Source organism: Paenibacillus oryzisoli, from assembly GCF_001653565.1.
Taxonomy (GTDB): Bacteria; Bacillota; Bacilli; order Paenibacillales; family NBRC-103111; genus Paenibacillus_E; species Paenibacillus_E oryzisoli.
The window spans coordinates 86398-103208 of record NZ_LYPB01000083.1 but is presented as its reverse complement, the minus strand read 5'-3'; the positions used below and the strand labels follow the sequence as shown (position 1 = coordinate 103208).

The 16811-nt window shown below is 42.2% G+C and carries 15 protein-coding genes; 8 read left to right on the top strand and 7 right to left on the bottom strand.

What is annotated here, in order from left to right:
- Positions 1–685: 685 nt before the first annotated feature.
- From A8708_RS25625 to A8708_RS25610, 4 genes are all read left to right on the top strand, one after another.
- On the top strand, positions 686–1555 hold the full coding sequence (locus A8708_RS25625) for a hypothetical protein (RefSeq protein ID WP_068668285.1): 870 nt from the start codon (positions 686–688) through the stop codon (positions 1553–1555).
- Positions 1556–1636: 81 nt separating this feature from the next.
- Positions 1637–2404 (top strand): hypothetical protein, encoded by a 768-nt coding sequence (locus A8708_RS25620; protein ID WP_068668283.1) that lies wholly within the window; start codon positions 1637–1639, stop codon positions 2402–2404.
- A 950-nt stretch (positions 2405–3354) separates the two neighbouring features.
- The gene (locus A8708_RS25615; protein WP_068668281.1) at positions 3355–3555 is read left to right on the top strand and encodes a hypothetical protein; all 201 of its coding nucleotides are present in this window, start codon (positions 3355–3357) and stop codon (positions 3553–3555) included.
- A 353-nt stretch (positions 3556–3908) separates the two neighbouring features.
- Positions 3909–4142 (top strand): hypothetical protein, encoded by a 234-nt coding sequence (locus A8708_RS25610; protein WP_068668279.1) that lies wholly within the window; start codon positions 3909–3911, stop codon positions 4140–4142.
- 117 nt (positions 4143–4259) lie between these two features.
- Here A8708_RS25610 and A8708_RS25605 read toward each other — a convergent pair whose 3' ends face one another.
- Entirely contained in the window at positions 4260–7490 is a 3231-nt protein-coding gene (locus A8708_RS25605) for an Ig-like domain-containing protein (RefSeq protein ID WP_068668277.1), read from the bottom strand.
- Between the two features lie 165 nt (positions 7491–7655).
- Positions 7656–8765, bottom strand: a complete 1110-nt coding sequence (locus tag A8708_RS25600; protein ID WP_239696844.1) for a glycosyltransferase family 4 protein — start codon at positions 8763–8765, stop codon at positions 7656–7658.
- A gap of 843 nt (positions 8766–9608) precedes the next feature.
- Between A8708_RS25600 and A8708_RS25595 the strand changes: the two genes are divergently transcribed.
- Positions 9609–9800, top strand: coding sequence for a hypothetical protein (locus A8708_RS25595; RefSeq protein WP_068668276.1), 192 nt, complete (start codon positions 9609–9611; stop codon positions 9798–9800).
- A 135-nt stretch (positions 9801–9935) separates the two neighbouring features.
- Here the strand turns inward: A8708_RS25595 and A8708_RS25590 are convergent, their stop codons facing one another.
- Both A8708_RS25590 and A8708_RS25585 read right to left on the bottom strand, forming a co-directional pair.
- Positions 9936–10136, bottom strand: coding sequence for an acetate and sugar kinases/Hsc70/actin family protein (locus tag A8708_RS25590; RefSeq protein WP_068668274.1), 201 nt, complete (start codon positions 10134–10136; stop codon positions 9936–9938).
- A gap of 111 nt (positions 10137–10247) precedes the next feature.
- Positions 10248–11126 (bottom strand): LysR family transcriptional regulator, encoded by an 879-nt coding sequence (locus A8708_RS25585; RefSeq protein WP_068668272.1) that lies wholly within the window; start codon positions 11124–11126, stop codon positions 10248–10250.
- A gap of 111 nt (positions 11127–11237) precedes the next feature.
- Here A8708_RS25585 and A8708_RS25580 point away from each other — a divergent pair, with 111 nt between their 5' ends.
- From A8708_RS25580 to A8708_RS25570, 3 genes are all read left to right on the top strand, one after another.
- On the top strand, positions 11238–11639 hold the full coding sequence (locus A8708_RS25580) for a tautomerase family protein (protein WP_068668270.1): 402 nt from the start codon (positions 11238–11240) through the stop codon (positions 11637–11639).
- The gene (locus A8708_RS25575; protein ID WP_068668269.1) at positions 11636–11968 is read left to right on the top strand and encodes a carboxymuconolactone decarboxylase family protein; all 333 of its coding nucleotides are present in this window, start codon (positions 11636–11638) and stop codon (positions 11966–11968) included. The genes A8708_RS25580 and A8708_RS25575 overlap by 4 nt, the downstream gene beginning before the upstream one ends.
- Before the next feature lie 229 nt (positions 11969–12197).
- Positions 12198–13091, top strand: a complete 894-nt coding sequence (locus A8708_RS25570; RefSeq protein WP_068668371.1) for an RNA polymerase sigma-70 factor — start codon at positions 12198–12200, stop codon at positions 13089–13091.
- On the opposite strand, the gene A8708_RS25565 is transcribed toward A8708_RS25570, so the two are convergent.
- From A8708_RS25565 to A8708_RS25555, 3 genes are read right to left on the bottom strand one after another with little or no spacing between them, the layout of a single operon-like run.
- A complete protein-coding gene (locus A8708_RS25565; protein ID WP_068668267.1) occupies positions 13080–14177 on the bottom strand; it encodes a GerAB/ArcD/ProY family transporter in 1098 nt (365 codons plus the stop codon). The genes A8708_RS25570 and A8708_RS25565 overlap by 12 nt on opposite strands.
- A gap of 25 nt (positions 14178–14202) precedes the next feature.
- A complete protein-coding gene (locus A8708_RS25560) occupies positions 14203–15360 on the bottom strand; it encodes a Ger(x)C family spore germination protein (RefSeq protein WP_068668265.1) in 1158 nt (385 codons plus the stop codon).
- Positions 15357–16784: a spore germination protein gene (locus tag A8708_RS25555; RefSeq protein WP_068668369.1), complete on the bottom strand. Its 1428-nt coding sequence runs from the start codon at positions 16782–16784 to the stop codon at positions 15357–15359. The genes A8708_RS25560 and A8708_RS25555 overlap by 4 nt, the downstream gene beginning before the upstream one ends.
- Between the last annotated feature and the right edge of the window lie 27 nt (positions 16785–16811).

Sequence of the window (16811 nt, the reverse complement as noted above, 5' to 3'; positions counted from 1 at the left end):
TATAAACACTATAAACACTAACTATATCTTCTACTATGCCCAGGTTTGTTCGGAGTATTCAATTATCAACAACAGGATTTAACAAAGCCTGTAAATAAAAAAGCGATTGCATTTATTTTTTTGGAAGCGAATACATTAGTGGTATGTTTTTTGGTGGTGTGGATTCGGAGCATATCCAATTCAATGAAAAAACGCTTTTAGACCGGTGTTCCAAGCTCATCGGATTCCTATACTTTCGGTAATAATAAGGATAGAGCAGCATCCTATCTGGCAAGTGTTTGTTCAAGCTTAGCGCAGGCGACACTTAAAATGTTCAATTAGCCTAGACTCGATAAGTGGATGAAGAATTAGACTGAAGTGCAGTTGAATCTATTAAAATAATAAACGACATAATATTTTCAATATGTGAATTTTAATTGGTATTATATACCTATAGGAAAAAATGGGAATACATGGTTAAATTGGGTTGTTCATTACTTCACCGTGCACGGATGAGTAAAAACTGTTCCAAAACATACAATTAGTAATAATTTTACAAAAAGTGGAACAATTTCGATTGATCAAACGTCTCTACAGTAATAAGAATAGTGACAGCTTGCAAAACGATGAGTTTTAATAATTGGATAATTTACATTGAATTTAATAAAGCTCGTCAAATTATATTTTTACTAGGAGTGTGACAGTTTTGATTATCAAACAGATGAGGCTTGTAAGTATTGTTCTCTTGATATCTATGTTATTCACTTTATCCGCAAACGCAGCTACAAGTCCCGAAAATAACTACAAAGAAGAGCAGGTATATGAAGATCAATCAGGCATTAATATGGCAACATTGTTTCCTGATGCAAAAGATGAATTAAAAGCTGACTGGGAAAAGATGTATGAAGGATACAAGATCGTAAAAGTATCTGAAACGAAAATGTTTTATAGAAAAGATGAAAACAACAAGTTAGTCCCAATAACAGTCAAGGAATTTGAGCAACAATCCAAAACAAGTGGTGTTGGGACAAATGGGGTTGGATCTAATACCAATTATGGAATTACTGTTTATCATACAACTGCATCTTGTTCAGGGGCATGTTCATATCCTACTGAGTGGCTCTTAGGAGGCTCATTCCAATGGAATGTAACACCTTCACTTGATACAGGTAATAGCGTGGATGCATTTGTTATTGGTTGGGCTGGTGGATTAGCTATCAAACAAGGTTCTACCAGTGGGGTAGTACATTATGATGAAGGTGACACAAATCCTGCTGTTGTGACTGTTAATCCGAACGCTGGTGTAGGTTGGGAGTTCTCAGAAGCAATTGATAAAACTTTTCCAGCAAATAATTGGTATGCATCCAGCGGTTCATTTTCTGTAACTATCATTAAAAGTACTTCAAATTCAGGTAATATTGCTAACTCAATTGGTCAATATAATCAATCTTATGACACAAAGACTCTTACAAGTTTAGGTCTTTCGTTAAGTTCATCAGGTGGTGGCTTTAGTATTGGTTGGGCTACAACTACAAAAGTAAGTACTATACCGGCTTACACCACATTTACTTACTAAAAAACAAAATAAAGCAGACGGTAATCAAAAAAATTACCGTCTGTTTTTATCATCAATATAATTAATAAGGGAGAGCCCGCTATGATTAAAATTAAGATAATCGTCATTGCTATAGTTGTCTTAATGGTTGGATGCCAGGATAAAACACAAGAAAATACTATCATAGATAATTCTGAAGTACATCATAACTATAATAATTTAGATGGAAAATCACTTACAGAAATATTCCCAAATGCATCAGTTAGGTTAGTTGAAGACTGGAATGGGATACTTAAAGGGTCGAAAATAGTCGGTGCTTCAACAACCACTCGAAATTATATTTGGGATAATAAACAAAATAGATATACCCCCGTGAATTTTGATAGAGAAAATAAAAACAAGGATGCCATAATTATCACAATTTATACAATAGTTAGCGAGAAAAAGGACATTAGTAACAAAGAACTGCTAGTTATTGGGTCCTTTGATTCCAATTTAATTCCGAATTCAAGTGCAGCACCTTTACTGGGATTTTCTCTAGCTTTTAACGGTAGCGATGCAATTAAATCGAATTCACATACAGGAGGGATTCATACGGTTGATAAGTATGAAGAGTTTCCTATAACGTCGATATTTTCTGGATTGGGTTGGGAGAAAAATCTAGAAAATAATTCATTGCCTAGTGTTGGAACTTTTTCAATGGTTCTCACTACAACTGAATCCACAGATAATTCGAAAATCTTTTTTTCGAGATTTGATATTGATTTTAATAAAGAAAGAACCTCTCAATTTAACTACAAATTTGGAAATTCGCAAATAACTATTGACGGTGTATCAGAAATAAGTATTACAAACCAATTAAAGCTATAAAATAATTTTTGACTCAAATTATATTGATTCTTAAAAAAAAATAACCCCATATGTAATCTCTTTAAAGTAAATATTAGAGAAATACTTCACTAGTTCATAAATAGAATTAGATCTGGGATGTGTCTAGATTATTTCTTTAAATGCTTGAAATTGCTACAAAGGGAACATAACAAGCACGAGTCCCTAATTTAAATCAATTTAGTATAATCTAAGATCTGTACTTATCAGGAACTTCAATACTTTGAAAAGCACATTGTTAATCTGCTTGTGAAAATTCACAGAAGAGACCGTGAAGATGGTGGCCGTTCTTTATCATAAGAAGTTATTATTGGACCAGATGATAAAGAATACATTAAGGTTTTAAGTGGAAAAGTAACTGATCGGAAACCATCATTAGTTCATTAACTATGTCAGTGCAACTAGCCTGGCTTTTTTATATCATCTAAATATTAATAATTAGAGCAAAAAAGTGCTGCTGTCGGTTCCAATTCACTTAAGCATGGACGATAAAGTCTTAATAACTTAATAAAATCAAACAGCAAATAAAGAAGAGCCAACATCCGTTAGTGCATCTCATCTTATCTTAAATTTCAAGAGTTTTCATTCCAATTTCACCGTTATTGCACTTTCTAATAAATTCGGACATGGCTTTACGTGATTCCGTGGTATGTCCACCAGGCACTGTCAACGGACCAGTAGGATCTATGATTCGACCTGCTTTTACATGTTGTACAGAGCAACTTATAAAGGGGGAAATGTTAAGTCAACAATCTTTTCTAAACATAATAAGGTGTCTTTCATGAGGTGTTATTATTAAATCTACTTGTGGTCATGGTAATAAAGTAGTTCGATGTGTAAGTGTTTTAGAGATATCCAGCGGCGAATCTCAAGTTGAAACATAGCGACCACCAAGCTAAATAGGTTATACTAAAGATAAAGGCTGTGATCGTATGTCGAGAAAAGTATTACTTGGTGTACAAAATATGGCAGACCAACTAATACGAGTTAGCCTTGGAATTGCTGGTGTAATTCTAAGTGATAACATTTCGTTCCAAGTCGGGTATAATGTAATTGATGTGATTGTTATGAAAGATAAAATGATCGAACGTTTCTTGAAAAAAATCGGAAATGTTCTCCAATATGCTGATTGACCAACAAGAAAATCTTCGTAGCAACGAAGAACAACAGTCTGCTACTCAACCTATTAATAGTAAGTAACTTTTGTCCTAACAAATCATATGAAAATTGTTAGTTTGTCCTACCGGATGTTATAGACATTCTTCAATGGATTAGATAAAAACAGGCTGAAACGGGCTATTTGGGTCTCAAACGATCCTATAACCCACAATCAATCAATCATCATCTACAAAAGACTGGAATTAATCAGGTAATTAACCTGATCAATCTCCAGTCTTTTCTTCGTTATGAGCATGGCTAGAGTAAGTTTATGAATCATTATTGTGGAAATAATGGAACAATTGGAAGAGTTAAAGGAGTAGATCAGATGTGGACAATAACTAGTATTCTTATTGTAACTGCCGCGATTGGGATGATTGAGGTTCCTTCACTATTGAGAAAAAAACGAATAAAGGAATTATCGGTATTTACGGTATTGCTTCTTTTTGGAGCAGGACTCTGCCTCGCACTCACTTGGCATGCCAACATTCCTAACCCACTGGATTGGATTACGTTCGTATACAAACCGATCAGTGTAATGTTGAATAACTGGCTGAAGTAATCTAGGGGGGAAAGAATATGAGAGAATTTATTATGAAAATACGAAAAAAGGCATTTCCTGTAGTAGTTAACTACAAAGGAAATACCTTTTCCCATACTGTTTAGTCTAAGGTCACAGCTATTCCGCGGAAACCGGCTCAATTAACTTCAATAATTCAAGGATGTCCAATTTATCAAACGTACTGTTTCCATCCATATCATACCCCAATCGCGTTACTGCGAGAACATTGGTCATGTCCCACAACCCATCTCCTTTTTGATAAAAGAGCGATAAGATCTGTGTGGTCGATGCTGTTCCGTCCACGCTGACTACTCTTACTTGGAATCGGTTCAAGCCTTCCACGAACGAAACAACTTCACTCTGTCCGTTGGTCACCTCGATGGCTGTGCCTAGCTGGACGGTCTGCGGATCCATCCGCTTCAACTCGATGCTAGTACCAGCTTCCAAAGAAGCCGCTCGCAAAATAAATGATGAGTTAGCGCCATGAACAACAGCCGAGATCCACGGTGTGGATGTTGGCAATACTTTGTCATCGGCATCACCTGTGATCACAAGCTGCGCTAAAGCAGGCTGCACAACAACTGTTACCGATGGGGACTCCGTGCCATCTGTGAGGCCGCTTCTCTCGTACAGCGCTGTATAATGATGCGTGCCAGAGCTTACGTCTGTTAAGCTGATTTCCGCATTCCCATACACATCGGTCGTTACCCTGGCCCGTTCAACCCCATTCTCTCTCAACGAAATGTAGCCGGGCTGCGTCAAATCGCCGATTAAGTCCCCTACGGATACGGAGAATTGAATAAGTTCTCCAAACTGGAAAGTTCCATTCGGATGATTCAAAATGAGAACTGTCCCCTGAGTATTCGGTTTGATGACTTGGGTAATTGGGGCTGACGTCTGTGCTTCGTGCAGCTGGTCAGGAACGTACGCAACCCGAATGGGGTAAGTTCCAGGCAGCAGTGCTGCTGAAGTAATAGAAGCAGTTCCTGCCGAGTCAAGAAGTATGGGCGTGTTCAGTAAGTTGCCGCCATTAAAGACAATATGGCCAGCAGGAATATGCGACTCTCCATTCGTATTGGTCACATGAGCGGTAAAGGTAAGGGAAGTCCCATAATAAACTGCCTCCGTTACTGAAGCGGTAACCACGACAGTAATAGGGATTGGTTTGATCTGTAGACTGCTGCTGATTGACACCCCATTCAGGTGTTCGTTGTCCCCTGAGTAACTTGCGACGATCGTATGCGTGCCAACAGCAAGCTGCTCGGTCTCCCAAGTCGCTGTTCCGTTCGTCAGCGTCAAAGCATCAGGCCAATTAGGGAAGCTGCCTGTACCTGAAAGGGTGACCGTCCCCGTTGGAACGGACCCACCACTCTCTGTGTTAACTACCTGCACCATGACGCTTACTGTGTGTCCGTATATGCTTTCCCCTGATTGTGGTGTCACAGACAGATGAACACTAACCGGTGCTTTGGATACGGGCTGGGTAATTGGCTGCGAAGCACTCGTGTTATGATTGCCATCACCGTTATATTCCGCCGTAATGACGAGATCGCCGACCGGAAGATCGTGAGTGGCAAGCACCGCAGTGCCACTGTTATCTAGTGAGATTGGCGCTTGCAAGACGACACCGTTATTTTTGAAAGTAACTGTACCTGTAGGCTTGATGCTAGGATTTAGTGTATGTGTTACCTGTGCTGTTAAAGTCGTCGTTTCACCGACAGTAACCGCACCCGATGATGATAGGGTTGTTGATGTACTTGCTTTGTTTACGGTATGCCCGACCGCAGTTGATGGACTCGCCGCATGGTTGCTGTCTCCGCTGTATTCCGCTTTAAAAGAGTAGGCTCCAGCTGATAAACTATCGGGCATCGTCCATTCAGCACTACCTGAAATAAGTGGAGCAGTCCCTAATGTGGTTGAACCATTTTTGAAAGTTACGATACCATCGGGTGGAATGGAGTTGCCAATCGTATTTGCTACAGATGCACGTAGCGTCAATGAAGTTCCGTAGGTGGAAGCTGCGTCTATCGCTCCTTTGACCATCAAAGTTGTTGACGTAGGGATCAGATTGACGACCACGGGAATAGAGCTTGAGCTATTGGCAACATGTGTAAGACTTCCACCGTAATGTGCTGTGATCGAATGGGTTCCCAATTCTAATGTAGGTGCAGTCCATGTTGCTGTCCCTGAACTCAACGTTCCTGTGCCAAGTACAATCGAGCCTTCCTTGAACGTGACGGTTCCTGCCGGTTCCAGGATACTTGTCATGCCATTGGTTACAGTTGCCGTCAACGTCACGGAGTTCCCGATTGTCGTGCTTTCGGGACTAGCGCTGACCGCGACGACAGTCGGAATTCCTAGAACGGATTGCGATAGACTACTAGAGGTACTAGCTAGATGCTGAGCATCGCCATCATACGTCGCAGTGACGGAATAACCACTTACTGGCAGCGACGAAGTCGTGAAAGTTGCGACTCCGCTTCCGTTAACACTCGTAGAGTCCAATACATTGTTACCTTCCCGGAAGGTGACCGTTCCCCCCGGCATAACCTGACTGCCATCCATATTGGTTACTGTTGCTGTGAATGTAATTGGCTCGCCAACATATAGGAGTCCAGCATTTGAGGTAAGCGTGGTATTGGTTTGAATGGCATTAACCGTATGTACAAAGGTAGACGACTGTGCACTATGTATACCATCTCCGCTTGTATAACTAGCTGTTATCGTATGTGTACCGACAGCTAGGCCAGGGAAAGACATAGAGGCGTGAGCATTGAAATTTTCAAGCTGCTCCCAAGTACGTATCGTTTGCGCATTGCTCTGTCCTACAAGTGTAACTGTCTTAGCGATGTTATTTACAATGATATCCGTAACGTAACGATTCCCTGGAAATTCCCAAGATTTTACCAACGTGTTACTCGCATCATACCCATACAAATAAGTAATTGTATTATTATCCGTATCGCTGAATGCCCAATAACTGATTCCGCCCCACTGAATAACAGGACAGTTCGAGCAAGTGAGTTTTTTTCCAGCAGGCGTTGGAGCAAGACCTGAGCTCTTAAAAACAACCTCTGGTTCCGAAGCAACGAGCTCCTGCGGTTCTCCTATCACTGCGCCCCCATCATAGAACGTGATGCTCCCAGTTGGTGTTGCCCCGCCTAAGCTACCATCTGTCACAACAGAAGTAAGTTGCACCGACTCGCCATAAGTGGACGAGGTCTGGCCCGTAATTACTTGTCCAACTGTCGTAAGTGCATAAGCTGCCGGTAGATAGGAGTTAACCAAGAGGGCAACCAAAAGAACTGCGCCAATCCATCGCAGCTTATTCCTATTTTCGCGTTTCACTATCATTCCTCCACCCTGCGTTACTCTTGTGATTATACTAAGTTTATCGGATTTTGCGTGTATAAAATGAATAGAAAGATGCCCTTTGCTCCCTGCCATGTAACAGGAACAAAGGACTCTTCTAAATAGTATAGGATTTAATTACAGGCATCCTGTTCAGCGTTTCTATGTTAACTTAATACCTATTTCGATCAGTCGTTTGTGGATCATCTCACCAATGACCTTAGGAGAATAACCTTCTCGAATGGTCGTCTGTCCTCTCCGCGCTATGGAATGTCGATAGTTGGTATCCCTCACCAATTTGCGCATACCATGTGCCGCGTGTTCGAGATCTGGTTCCGCCCATAGCTGATACGCTTTGTAAGGCCCTATATCCCTTCCCACGTGGGCCAATGAATAATTCACCAAACAGGAATTGTCTGATTTCATAAAATCAGTGTTTCCTGACCAATTGGTGCCGATCACCGGTTTTCCGAGATACATGGCTTCCGCCAGAACGAGGCCGAACCCTTCGGATCTGTGAAGGGATATGAAACAATCAATGGCGTTTAGTAATAGATCAACTTTGTTTCGATCCAAAATTTCCTGAATCAAGTAAATATTTGAGTAGCCTTGGATAAGATCTTTCAGAATTTCCAACTCTGCGGGGTTCGTATGAGAATTGTTAACCTTAACAACTAAGCCGACAGAGGTGTTTGTAGAAGGGAATGCTCTTTTGAACGCCTCGATAGCGCCTTGTGGATTTTTCCTTTCCTTAAGACTGTGCGTATCATACATAGTTAGGAACAGGAATTGTTTCTCTGGCAAACCGAAAATAGACCTGTTTCTTACCTGACCTCGAACTTCAATCGCATGTGGAATTCGAATGACAGGTACGGTGGATTTCTGTTGGAGAGATTCTACAATGAATGTGGATGGTGCCCAAACCTCGTGTACAAGGTCAAAACTGTTGCGCCATTCGTCGGGAAAATCGGGCAATTCCCAAGCCCAATATCCAATATTATATCGATAATGTAAAAGTTCTCTCCCCAATGGCAGCGCATTGAGGTCATATGCCCAGCGTAAGTTAGGCGCATTCATATGAAATAGATTTACGTTATAGGGGGCATGATTCATTTCTTTATGGGCCCAAGTCGTATCATTATTTCTCGCGCTTAGGGTACCGGGATCGTTGTAATTTAAGATGGCAAAAGGCAGCTGAACCGCTTCAAATGACGCAGCTAGTAATCTGGAAGCTTCACCTAAGCCAATTTCTGTTCGAGTATAGCCAATCAAATTTACACCGGACTCTAGATGTGGGGGAGGTAATTCCGCGTGAGGTTCGACGAGAGATCTCTCCTGCTGCAGTTGGGCCTTAATAGGTTCAGTAGAGTGGAGGGGTTGGAGCTGGAGCTGGGGCTGTACGTGAATAAATTTCTGAAGAATTCTTTTGTTTTTCTTGATTAGTGGACGCTTTTTGAACGTACGTTTTTTGTTTTTTGAAGCACTTATTTTTCTCGGTTTAGCCTTACGAAGAGAGCGTTTTCTTTTTTTAACAATGTTTAGCTTACCGAATCGCTTTCGATATTTTTTTCTTTTCCGAATCAGAGTAAAACTTGAGATTATCTGCATGCTACCTTCACTTCTTTCAGTACTTCTTTTTATGCATATACTATGAGCCGTAAACATTGTATTACTATGCAACTACCTAAGCTAGAGGAAATTGGCGATTGTCCAGTGGGAAATGCGACTGCCAAAGAAACCCCCATAATGGTTATGGGGTAATAGATAGCTGGCAATTAAACGTTCCAAGTTGTAAGTAACACCATGGATTAAGCACTTTGTGGTAATCTCTCGCATTGCTTGCGTGAATGTGTCGCAAAGAAGGGTGACTCGTAGAAATAGCGCTGTGCTGCCATAACGTTATTCGCATCAATTTCGGAGTTTTCGATGGAATAGAGTGATTGCATAACGCTATCCCATAAATCTGATATCACGCGAGTAGGGTAAGCCATGCTTTTAATAGAAGAGTAGGCGCACGGGGGTAATTTGGAAGTAAGTGAGCCGGGTTCGTTGCAATAATGCATAGATTATGGAAGATATTTACATAATAAACAAAAACAAAACGAGGTGGGGAACGTGACAGATATCCTTGAAGCAGTTGTTGATGTAATGAAAACAATTTCTAATGAAGAACCTAAGTCTCCTCTGCATGTAGGGTTGAATACAACCATGGATAATGAGTTGAGGCAAACGCACACCGATAGTAAGGAACAGTGCGATGTTCAAGCAAAACGATTATCAGAGTTTATGATTCAGGAAGGACACTGATGCTTCAACGCGGTTGGATTAAAATTCTCCCTTATTTTGTACCTAGTGGTTTACCTCTAAAATTCGGTTATATCGAATATGCTGTGCATGGAGAGTAAACCCTTCATGCACAGCATATTCTCATTCTTTCGGTTGCTACCCTCCGATACAGATGACTTTCGGATTGTAGGCATTGAACACGTTGCCGAGACCTATGATTTGGTAATGGCCAAGCTCGTACACCGCGATGGTCATTCTGGAATCGCCGCGCTTGATGCCCTCTACGATTTCCGCAAAAGACAGCTCTTGAGGTGCAGTGTCAAGCAGTTCATACAACGCCTTGATGGAGGCGTACATTTCCCAACAGCCTCTGCTTCCGCAGGTGCATTTTTTGCCGTTCATATGATGGTGGAATGCCCAATCGCCCCGCCGTGATTTTGCTCAGTCTATCTTTTGATCGACAATCGCTCAATCGGCTATCACCTTCCTCAACAGTTGTAGGAACAGCTGCTTATGTGAGAAGGGGACCGTATGTAGTCCACGAAGCTGTAGGATCCCAATGGGGATGACAGGTTCATCCCAGGCAACATCCAGGCGCACCACTTCTGGGATCAAAGGAGTCGAATCCAATACGAGACCAATTGCTAGCGTTTCTTTTGCAAAGTGGGGGATGGCTGATATTTGGCTGATAGTATGTAGATTGGGAGGCGTTACCTCGTAATGCGATAGCAATTTGGTTATTTGTGAGTAATAGAGACATGTGGGTCCTCCAGAGATAAGAGGATACTGAAGAAGCTCACGGAAAGTAACCTGATTGCGTTCTAGTAGTGGATGACTTCGATCAACGATAACCGTTATTTTCTCTTGATACAGTGGTTCAAACAAGAATGGTGACGAATCGGAAGGTTCACCGCAAATGGCGTAATCGAGATTTTTTTGGATAATCAACTGTGATAAGGCATCCGTATTTCCTAGCGTCAATTGGCAGGAGATCCGTGGCTTGCGTTCGTTGAATAGCCGCATAGTAGCTGGGAGTAGTGACTGCATAGCAGATTCGATTCCACCAATGTGCAAGTTGCCGATCTCATCATCCTGCAACGCTTTGGCAAGTTGGGTTACATCGTTCCAATGTTGAATAAGTTTATCAATCTCCAACGCGAATCTTTCCCCCGCGCTCGTCAGTTCGACATCCCATCCTCTGTTGAAAAGCTGCACACTGATTTCCTTCTCTAATCTTTGCATTTGGTTCGATATCGTGGATTGCGCATAATTCAATTTCTCCGCGGCTCGTGAGAAGGTTCCCTCTTGAAGGATGGTTTGGAACGTAATTAGTTCTTTTAAATCCAATCTCCTCTACCTCCATCTACAAAATCGATTAAGATCATTTATTTATTCCATTATATAGATTGAGATATGCGGAGTACAATGTAGCTATCTCATTGAGGGAGTGATCAGGGTATGCCATTCATAAGAGTCAGCTATTATGAGCACCAGTATGATCGTAATAAGTTAGGTCAGATCAGCCGAATAATTGGAAATTCGCTAGTGGATTACTTCAATGTGCCAGAGGAGGATAGGTTTCAAGTATTTCATTCTCATAAGGAGGGGGAGTTTTATTATAGTCCAAGTTATTTAGGGGTAAAAAGAAGTGATGGGCTGCTTTATATTCAAATCTCTCTTAAATCGGGGAGGACAACGACGCAGAAGCGCCGTTTCTATAGAGCGTTGGCGCAACAACTATCCACCGAGCTTCCCATGCGGCAAGAAGATGTGTTCGTGGTACTGGTGGATAACGAGTTTGAGGATTGGTCGTTTGGCAACGGAGAAGCTCAAATGCTCAAGAATGGTTGTGACGTATGAAGCATCGGGCAATAGTGTCTACCGCAAGGAAAGCCTACGGTGAATTGGCACCAGCATTCGTGGACTACTCGGAAGACGTGCTTTTCGGGGATTTGTGGCGAAGAGAGCAGCTTTCGCTGCGAGATCGCAGTTTAGTTACGATTGCGGTGCTGGTAGCGGGTGGGGGGATAGGACAACTTCCGTATCATTTGCGGTTGGCTCAAGAGAACGGTTTAAGCACAGAAGAATTGGTAGAAGCGATTACGCATTTGGCTTTCTATGCAGGATGGCCTCGTGCGGCTTCAGCACTTGATTGTATAAAAGTGATTGCGGAGTCGTTAGAGCGGTAATGTAGTGAATGTCGCAATCTTATTGCGGATGAATAAATAGCTGTACATTTTACAGTTAGTACAAGTTGTATAGGGCAAGTCCCTCCACCTACGAACTTTTTAATGTTTTTCTTAACTTTTATGTCACAGATGAGCACCCTCATTTGTCTTATCAAAGAAGACTTATTTGTGTCAGAATGGCCGAGGTTTCTCTTAGGAAAGAAGGGGCGTTATTATGCAAAGTTTCACGATGGATCAACCTGCAACGAACATAGAGGATATGTATACATCCTACCAACCTCATTTGTTTTCCATTGCTTATCGGATGCTTGGTTCTAGATCAGATGCAGAGGATATGGTACAAGATTTGTTCCTTAGTATTCATGGTCATATCCATGAGAATATCCATAATATTAAGTCTTACTTAAGCAAAATGATGATAAACCGATGCTTGAATGAGTTAAAGTCAGCACGGAGAAAAAGAATGAGCTATGTGGGGAATTGGCTGCCAGAGCCGATGGTGGGGGGCATTGACGATAGTCCGTTGGAGAGCGCAGAGCGTCACGATACTATTTCTTATGCTTTCCTTATTCTGATGGAGAAACTGACTCCTTTGGAGAGAGCCGTGTTTATTCTTCGCGAAGTGTTTGCCTATGAACATAGTGAAATTGGTGACATGTTTAATAAAACGGAAGTGAATTGCCGCAAAATATTCAGTCGTGTGAAGAAGAAGGTAGATATATCTATAGAAAATCAGGAAAATCCATCTACCCGTTTGGTGGAAGAAAAGGAACTTGTGGCCCGTTTCATTTCAGCCATTACGAATGGCAACATTGAGTCCTTGGTGGATATGTTGACTGAAGAGGTCACACTGATTGCAGATGGTGGAGGGAAAGTATCCGCAGCAGTTCAACCTATATATATGAAAGAACGGGTGTTGAAATTGCTGCGCGCGCTCTCAGACAGCCGATTCCCTGCATCGCAAGCACAGCTTGTTAAAGTCAATCATCAGCCTGGGGTTCTGTTATCGCAAGATGGTGTGCCAACGGGCGTCATTTGTTTTGCATGGGATGACCAAACCACGGCCATCGAACGAATTTATATTATTGTGAATCCAGATAAACTACAACATCTAGCCATTTGAGGGTTTATGACGCAGTCGTATACCGCCAATTGCCCATAAAATCAAGGGGATAACAATGTAAACAGCAGGGTAAAAGATGCTAATCAGAAACATATTTTTAAGTGTAAACGAAAGCCGTAGATGGTGTGTGCTATAGATGACGTATACCAACAAGACGAAAGCCAGAACATACGAAATAACCTTCCAATTGCGTATTCCTGTCCACTCCGATAGTCCATAACTAAGGATAAATAAGCAGACGGATAATTTAATGAAAGCACCAAGCAGCCATAGTGGGATGAATAAAGCATCGATATTTTGAACGAAATTAAGAATGGATATGAACTTGGTTAGTGAATAAACGGGGGCAATTAATTTGGCAGCCACGTTAGGTCCGGTTACAAATAGAAGAACTAGCGTGGTTAGTACGCCCCATATCATCGCTACGCCTGTTCCCCATAGGATGGCTCTTGCAGCGGTGCGCTTATTCTCAGCGAAAAAGAACAGCATGAGAATGATCGAAGGATCCATCATATAATTATAAGAACGAAACGTGCCCTCCAGAATGGCAGCCCACCCTGAATCTGCATAAATGGGCAGAATACGATTTACCTCCATATCCTGAGGATTCAAGAATAGTTGGATGAACAACATGCTAACGAAGAAGGGTCCTATCATTTCGGCACAACGGCTAATTGTTGTAATCCCACCTTTATAAATCGCGAAGGCAAGTAGAAATATCATACACATGACGATGACGGTCATCGGTGTGTTATGAACGAGTACTAAATTGACGAATTCTGCTGTACCTCTCAAGATTGTCGCCATTTGCATAAACCATAGTAGGAAATACACCGTGACGATGCTTTTCCCAAGTATAGTGCCAAGTAGGTCTTTGATGAAATTGACCAATGTTTTATTCTTGTTCTGCATGCAAACTCGGAGCATCATCCACGTTGTAGCCATCATGAGGAGGCCGCCGAGTAGAATAGAAATCCAACAGTCCTGACGTGACTGTTCTGCGGCTAATTGGATGGGGAGGTAGGAAACCACGATGATGGAAGAGATACTAACCAACCAGAACATTTGATAACCGCTTACTTTCATACCCCTCGTGTCCCCCTTTCCATCCTTATTCCAATTGGGCACCAAGCACTCCGACTGACCTGAGTTGTATATTGGCTTGGACATTGGCTTCGACTTTTTTGAAATTCTCGTTCCAGTCGTCCTTTTGCGATCTCCACCAGTAAGGATATTTGCGATGAAGATAGGCACCGATACCAAATACATCGGGTCCCCATTGCTGAACTTTGTCAAATGCAAGTTGTAATCTAGCCTGTATCTGTTCATTAAGGTACTTCTTAACCTCTTCCATGTTCGTTACTTCAGACATATCTAGGGAGGTTGTGTTTTCCAGTAGATAGGCTTGCGCCTTGACCTTTATGACTACCTGACGCGGATCGTGACCATGGACAGATTGAATATGACGCCTAATATGAGTTAGTCGAAACGAGAGGACGCCATTGCCGTTCTTCCATGGAATAGTCATGCCTATTGAGCTTCCTTTCCCAGACAACCAAACAACATCTTCGCCTTCAAAATGATCCAGCAAGCCAGCTACTTTCAGCTTCTTGTTGACAACAGCGTACCCGGATAAGGCAGCTAACGGATCCGCTTTTTGGGTGTTCACTTTCACGTTTTTGATCTGGAGAACCGGTACAAGCGAGGAGGTTTCCTGTGTTACGCTATCAATAATAAATTGCCTAGTAGAGAAATTCTTCAAGCCGTTAATATGTAGTTCCTTGCCAGCCGCGATACTTGAGAGGTTTTCCATAGGATGTTTAATCATAAGGAACTCTTTGGCATTGTTCCCTTTGATCATGAAGGTAACATCACGTTGATTGTTAGCTGGATCCCGTCCCAGTTTATCAAATAATTGGCTAACGTCATTCTTGTTCATAAACTCTTCGCTAATTGCAATCAGGATGCGATGGCTCGTCATTAATCGACGTGACATCTCCTTTTGTACTTTTTGCGTGGCTTCATAAACATCTTTCCCTTTGGCCGACATGACGATAAAGCTATCGGAATCACTGGATCCGTTTTTAAATGAATTCATTTTAGAGGGGATCGCGATCTGGTAACTAACTTCCATATTTCCGTTCTCAGCATGATCAATCGCTGTCCCCATAACGAAAGCTAATTGATTCGGTTCTACGAAATCTGTGCAGCTGGTCAATAACATAAGGAGAAACAATGACACACATAAGTGAAGGACAACACGGATCATGTGGAACGTCCTTTCTTGTTGCGGCCATTCTTGATCCAGAAGGGGTAGCGAATAAGGAGATCTCTAATTCGTTTCCCATCGAATGGGGCTACTGGGCTTAAGTACGGTGTGCCGAAGGACTCCAGTGATACCAAATGGATCAACAAGAGGATAATACCGAAAGCAAAGCCGACAAAGCCTAAGAACCCTGAAATGAACAGCATCAGATATCGGATTAAGCGAAAGGGGAGTGTGGCGCTGTATCTGGGAATTGTATATGCAGCAACCCCTGTTAATGAAATGACGATGATGATCGGCGTGGAGATGATACCGGCCTCAACAGCCGCTTGTCCGATGACCAAAGCACCGATAATGCTGACGACTGGCCCGAGTTGATTAGGTAGATGTACGCCAGCCTCTTGTAAACCATCGAATATAAACATCATGAGGAACACCTCTATGACGGTAGGAAATGGTGTGTTTTCTCTTGCTGTTGCGATACCAATCATGAGGTAACTCGGGACCATTTCGGGATGGAATGTGGAGAGTGCGACGTAGATAGCAGGTAAGGCAAATGAAATGAACGTCATGATGTATCGGATCACACGGGTGATGATGACAAAGATAAACCGCTCGAAATAGTCGTCTGCGGATTGAAGACCTGACCATAGCGTAACAGGAAGAATGAGAACAAAGGGGGTTCCGTTCGTGATAAGAGCGACCTTTCCCTCAATTAAACTTGCCGCTGCGATATCGGGCCTCTCCGTGTTCTGGATTTCCGAGAAGATGGAGAAGGAACTATTCTCAAGCCATTCTTCGATATACGCGGAATCAATGATGCCGTCCATTTCGATTTTACCGAGTTTATCTCTGACTTCTGTTAAAACTTTCTCATCTGCAAGCCCCTTCATATAAGCAAGGATCACATCAGTTTGTGTGTATTTGCCTATTGTAAAAGATTCCATTTTGAGAAGCGGGTGAATAATCCTGCGTCTAATTAATGTGGTATTCGTGCGTATATGTTCCACGAAGCCTTCCTTGGAACCACGCAAGGTTGCTTCCTTCATCGGCTCTTGTATGCCCCTTGTCTCATATCCTTGGACATGAGCAATGAGGGCAGAAGCTTCACCGTCTACGAATATAGCTAAGCTGCCGTGAAGGATATGGTTGACGACATCCGGGATCGATTTGGCAGTCTTGATGTCTGTTAATGGCAGCCATTCGCGTCGGAACAGCTCAGCAAGCGACTGTATACGATCAATGCCTTGGGGTAAGCCGCTGAAGATTAACGGTTTCAGAACGTTATCTTCTATGCTTTGCAGTCGAGTCATACCATCCAGATAGACGAGTAAAAGTTGGGTTTCATCCACTAACGTAAAGGATCGTAACACAATATCGGAGCAATCTTGGAATTGTTCGCTGAGATAGTCTTTATTCTCTTCCATACATGTGCTAATGGCGTCCAAAAATGA